Raw genomic sequence first — 5048 nt, 5'->3', positions numbered from 1 at the left:
GAGCGGAGGATAGGGGATTCGAACCCCTGAGAGCTTTCACTCAACACGCTTTCCAAGCGTGCGCCATAGGCCACTAGGCGAATCCTCCGTGGCCCTCGCGGGCCGCCGACCATCCTACCGTGCGCGCCTGCGCGCCCGAGTCCAGCTGTGTCAGATCGGTGACGCAGCCAGGTCGGCGACGACCGCTACGGTTTGCGCGTGTTCGCTCCGGAGCCGGCGTAGACGCTTCCCGGCCGCACGATGAGCGAGCGCGGCACGAAGATCGCGAGCAGTCGGCGAGGAGTGTCGACCGCCGCCAGCATTGCAGCGCGCACCGTGGTGGCGGCATCCGCGATCGCATCGCCCTGCCAGAAGGCGTGCTTGCCGCCGGGGGCGTAGCTGGCCCGCTCGATCGCGCCGATCAGAAGACTCATCTCGGCCACAGGGGCGCCGTGCCGCTCGACCAATCGGGTGCCGAGCCTGCGCGGTGTCTCGCTGGCAGGCACGTCGATGCCCAGGTCGATCGCCGCGTCCTGCACCGCGAGCCATGCCGCGGCGGCGTCTCCGCTGCGCGCGGAGGTGAGCATCTGGCGACGGCGGAGCTCGCGGAACAAGGCCGGGACCGCAAGTGCGAGCAGGATGCCGAGAATCACGGTCACGGCAGGCAGCGGGTTCACGGTGGTCACGGTCGAGCCCGCCTCGCCGTTCTCATCCGCTGCCTGGTCGTCGGGCTCGGGCCCCGAGTCGAGCGCCGCCGACGAACTCGGAGCGGGGGTCGCGGCCGATGGATCGTCTGCGTCGCCGGGAGCAGACCCTGCAGGCGCGAAGCTCGTCGGCACGCCGAGGCTGTTCGTCGGCTCGAACGGCACCCATCCGATCCCCGCGAAGAGCACTTCCGGCCACGCGTGCAGTTGGCTGCTCGAGACCGAGTAGACGGTCTCGCGGTCGATGGCATCGCTGGTCGCGGCGCCCGGCAGGTAGCCGACCACGATGCGGCTCGGCATTCCGAGCGTGCGAGCCATCAGCGCGAACGCGGACGCGAAGTGGATGCAGTAGCCCTCGCGCACCTCGAGGAATCTGGCCACCGCATCCGTACCCGAGCCGTCGAACCCCTCCTCGACCGGTGCGTCGAGAGAGTAGGTGAAGTCAGGGCCGCGGAACCAGGCCTGCAGCGCGACGAGGGCGTCGTAGTCGTTCGTGGTCCCGGCGGTGATCTCGGCGGCGAGCTCGCCGATGACGGGCGAGATCTCCGGCGGCAGCGCGGTCGTGCCGTCGCGCTGGTCGGGGCCGCCCGCGGCCAGCGCGCGGATCTGGTCGAGCGTCGGTCGGGGCACGTTGGTGACGACCTGGTAGTGCTGGCCCTGCGTGGAGGCCGCCTGGCTGAGGACGGTGCGGTTGTACGGGGCGGCCGACCATCGACCCTGCAGCCCGCTGACCGCGACCGCCGGGTAGGCGACGGGCAGCCACGGCGAGGCGAGGTTCGTGACCTCCACGGTGGTCGCGTACTCGGCCACCCGGATCTCCTCGGCGACGTCGACAGCGCCCAGCGACGCCTCGCTCTCGAGAGGCACGGTGCGCACCCTGTCGGGTTCCCACACGCTGCCCTCGAGCTGAGAGAGCGTCGTGGCACGCAGATACGGCGCCGCCGGCGCACTGCTGCGTACCAGCATCACCTCCACCTCACTCGGCCGGCGCAGATCGTCGCCCAGCTGCAGGGTCGCATCGATGCCCGGCCCGTTGCTCAGGGTTTCCGACCCGGCGCGGGCCACGGGCTGGGGGAGGAGCGGGACGGCCACCAGCGCGACCACCACCGCGACGGCGCCGATGCCCAGCGCCGTCGCCGGCACTCCGGCGCTGCGCGTCGCCTCGCGATCGAGAGGCTCCTCGCGGGAGCGCGTCTCGGTGCGCATCAGGAAGAGGATCGCGGCCGCCAGCAGTACGAACGCCATGATGTCGACCTCGCCGGGCACCGCGATCGAGGGGACGAGTGAGACCGCGATGAGTCCGATGGCGGCCAGGAGCGGCATCCGTGCGGTGAGCACGACGTGGTCCACGACGATCGTGAGCAGCCCGGTCCCGCCGACGATCAGCAGCGACAGCGCCAGGCTGGCATCGAGCGGAGCGGCTCCCAGGGCGATCTCCTCGCCGGCCAGCTTCAGCAGGCCAGGCAGCGCGCGGATCGTCTCGGGGGTCGGGACCACCCAGAGCAGCGCCGTATCGCGCAGGAACACGAGCATCATGAAAACGACCCAGACGGATGCCTCGATCAGACTCACGGCGATGGCCGGCAGGCGGTAGCGCCGGGCGATGAAACCGGCCGCGAGTACTACGACCGCGAGCACGATCGCTCCGAGCAGCCAGCTGCTGGGCCGCACGACCCGCATGAGGGGCAGCAGCGAGGCGAACACCGCCATGAGGACGCCGATCGTGAGGGTCAGGTCGGTGCCGCGTCCGGCCTCCCGATCATCGGAGGGCATGGCTCACCCCCCGCTCGGCCGCGTTCGACCAGGCGGCGGCGAGGTCGCCCTCGGGATCGACGGCGGCGGCGTGCCACCCGCGATCGGCGGCGCGCTCGAGCGAATCGCCGACCGGGGCGACGGCCAGCAGCATGGCCAGGGTGCTGTGGTGGGCGACCGGCGCGATGGTGTCGGCATCCGCGGGATCGAACCTGCCGACGATCAGCACGACGGGCCCGGTCATCACGCCCGCGAACACCCGCACGAGCTTGCCGAGGTGATCGTCGCGGCGGGCGGTGAGGCCGGCGAACCGGGTGACCAGGCCCTCGACCTCGGTCATGTCGCCGCCGTCGATGCGCTCCGCCAGCACAGCGCCGTCCGAATCGATGACTTCGACGGCGTACCCGTCGTGCACCAGGCGCACGACGACGGAGACGCAGGCCGAGACCGCGGCTTCGAAGCCCGGATCGGCGCCGGGTGCCTGCATGGCCTCGGGCGAGAACCTGAGCACTCCGCGGTCCATCACGACCGTCGCCTCGGGAGTGGACTCCTGCTCCTCCTGTCGCACCATCAGCTCGTCCCGGTGTGCCGTGGCGCGCCAGTGGATGCGGCGCATCGAGTCGCCGGGCGCGTACGGCCTCGCGATCAGGTTGTCGGCGCCCTGGCCCAGCTGGCTGTTCGTCGTGTGCAGGGTGCCGCCTGCCTCACCGGCGAAGCTGCTCAGCGCGGGCAGATCGATCACAGCGGGGGCGACGGTGACCGGGGTGCGTTCGCCGAACACCGTCGTGCGCCGGGCCAGGCCGAACGGGTCGGTCGAGGTCACCTGCAGGGGCCCGATCGGGTGGATGCCGCGCCGCACGCCCGTGACCGCATACGAGAGGTGGACCACCCGCTCGGCTCCGCGAAGTCCCGAGCCGAGCGCGGGGAAAACGCCGTCCGCCCGGGCGGAGAGGCCCTTCGGCACAGTGTCGCGCCATGTCCCGGAGGCGGTCGGCAGTGCCGTGCGCACGCCGACGTGCACCGTGACCAGCGCGTCGCGGCCGACCGTCGCGACGTCCGGCGAGAGCGATCGGGTGACCGTGTCGGAGTGGCGCGTCAGATACAGGGAGGCGATGCTGGCCAGGAGCACCGCGATCAGCAGGATGCCGAAGTACATCAGTTCGACGATGCCGACCTCATTGGCGATGGTGAAGCACGCCACGGCCAGTGCGACAGCGCCCGTTCCACGCGGGGTCAGCGGCCAGAGGCGTCTCATCGAGACCTCACCGGTGGGCGGCGATGGGAACGCGCACGCCGGCGGCGATGCGTTCCAGGATCGACGCGATCGCGTCGGCGGTGGTGCGGGCGCGTGCGCCGCCCGCCGACCGCGTGGGGATCAGCCGGTGCGAGAACACCGGGATGAGCAGCGCGGTGATGTCGTCCGGGATCACGAAGCCCCGGCCGTCCAACGCCGCCCAGACCTTGGCGGCACGCACGAGCTGGAGCGTCGCGCGCGGACTCGCGCCGAGGCGCAGCTCGGCGTGTGTGCGGGTCGCGCCGGCGAGGGCGACGGCGTAGTCCTCGATCGCCGGGGCGACGTGCACGGCGCGGGCCCACGCGATCAGCTGTGCGATCTTGGCCGAGGTGGCCACCGGGGCGATCGCGTCCAGCGGGTTGACGGTGTCGCGCTGACGCAGCATCAGGGCTTCGCTGCGCGGGTCGGGGTAGCCCATCGAGATGCGCATCATGAAGCGGTCGCGCTGCGCCTCGGGCAGGGCGTAGGTGCCTTCCATCTCGAGCGGATTCTGCGTCGCGACGACCAGGAACGGCTCGGGAAGGAGGTGCGTGCGGCCGTCGACGGTGACCTGGCCCTCTTCCATCGCCTCCAGCAGTGCCGACTGGGTCTTCGGCGACGATCGGTTGATCTCGTCGGCGATCACGATGTGGGCGAAGATGGCGCCGGGCTTGAACTCGAACTCCCGATCGACCGGGTTGAACACGCTCACTCCGGTGACATCACCCGGCAGCAGATCGGGGGTGAACTGGATGCGGCGGACCGTGGCGTCGACGGATGCCGCCATCGCCCGCGCCAGCATGGTCTTGCCGACGCCGGGAACGTCCTCGATGAGCAGATGGCCCTCGGCGAGCAGGCACACCAGCGCGGCGCGGACGGCATCGGGCTTGCCGTCGATCACGCGCCCGATCGAGGCCAGAATGCTGTCGGTGACGCGGGCGAAACCCTCGGCAGTCAGCTCTGCGGCTGCGCCGGTCGCGGCATCCGTCGTCGCCGTTTCAGCCAAGACCGCCCCTTCTCGATCGGCGTCTGCGGGTGTCCTCGCCCACCTGCCGATCGTAACGCGCGTGTGCGCGCGGTGGGTCTGGGAGATCGCTGTCGATCGGGCGGCCCACGCCGCGCCGCGGAACCGATGCCGCTGTCGAATCAGCCGATTCAGGAGGAGGATGACGCCCATGAGCGACTCGGCGCGGCGGTCCCGCATCACGCTCATCGCGTGAAGGTCGACGGCAGGCGCGGCGACCGGCGAGAGGCGACGGGTTAGACTTGTCTCAGCTCTCCGCGAGGCGGCATCCAGGCCAACTCCCCCAGGACGGAAACGTAGCAAGGGTAACCAGGCT

The 5048-nt window shown here is 71.1% G+C and carries 3 protein-coding genes and 1 tRNA gene; all 4 read right to left on the bottom strand.

The annotated features are described in order from the left end of the window. Positions 1 to 3: 3 nt before the first annotated feature. A tRNA-Ser gene (locus QZV84_RS10740) sits at positions 4 to 88 on the bottom strand. 97 nt (positions 89 to 185) lie between these two features. Further along, complete coding sequence (locus tag QZV84_RS10735; RefSeq protein WP_292829294.1) at positions 186 to 2456, bottom strand: DUF3488 and transglutaminase-like domain-containing protein; 2271 nt, start codon at positions 2454 to 2456, stop codon at positions 186 to 188. After that, on the bottom strand, positions 2443 to 3690 hold the full coding sequence (locus QZV84_RS10730) for a DUF58 domain-containing protein (protein WP_292829292.1): 1248 nt from the start codon (positions 3688 to 3690) through the stop codon (positions 2443 to 2445). The genes QZV84_RS10735 and QZV84_RS10730 overlap by 14 nt, the downstream gene beginning before the upstream one ends. A gap of 7 nt (positions 3691 to 3697) precedes the next feature. Next, positions 3698 to 4666 carry a MoxR family ATPase gene (locus tag QZV84_RS10725; RefSeq protein WP_292829296.1) on the bottom strand — a complete coding sequence of 323 codons (969 nt, stop codon included), beginning with the start codon at positions 4664 to 4666 and terminating at the stop codon, positions 3698 to 3700. Positions 4667 to 5048 lie beyond the last annotated feature (382 nt).

It is taken from the genome of Microbacterium sp. (assembly GCF_011620715.1).
In the GTDB taxonomy this organism is placed as follows: domain Bacteria; phylum Actinomycetota; class Actinomycetes; order Actinomycetales; family Microbacteriaceae; genus Microbacterium.
The sequence above is the reverse complement of the archived record's forward strand: the minus strand, read 5'-3'. Positions and strand labels throughout refer to the sequence as shown.

Coding starts and splice junctions, on each gene's coding strand:
- QZV84_RS10735 (WP_292829294.1), bottom strand. CDS start 2,456: ATGCCCTCCGATGATCGGGAGGCCGGACGCGGCACCGACCTGACCCTC.
- QZV84_RS10730 (WP_292829292.1), bottom strand. CDS start 3,690: ATGAGACGCCTCTGGCCGCTGACCCCGCGTGGAACGGGCGCTGTCGCA.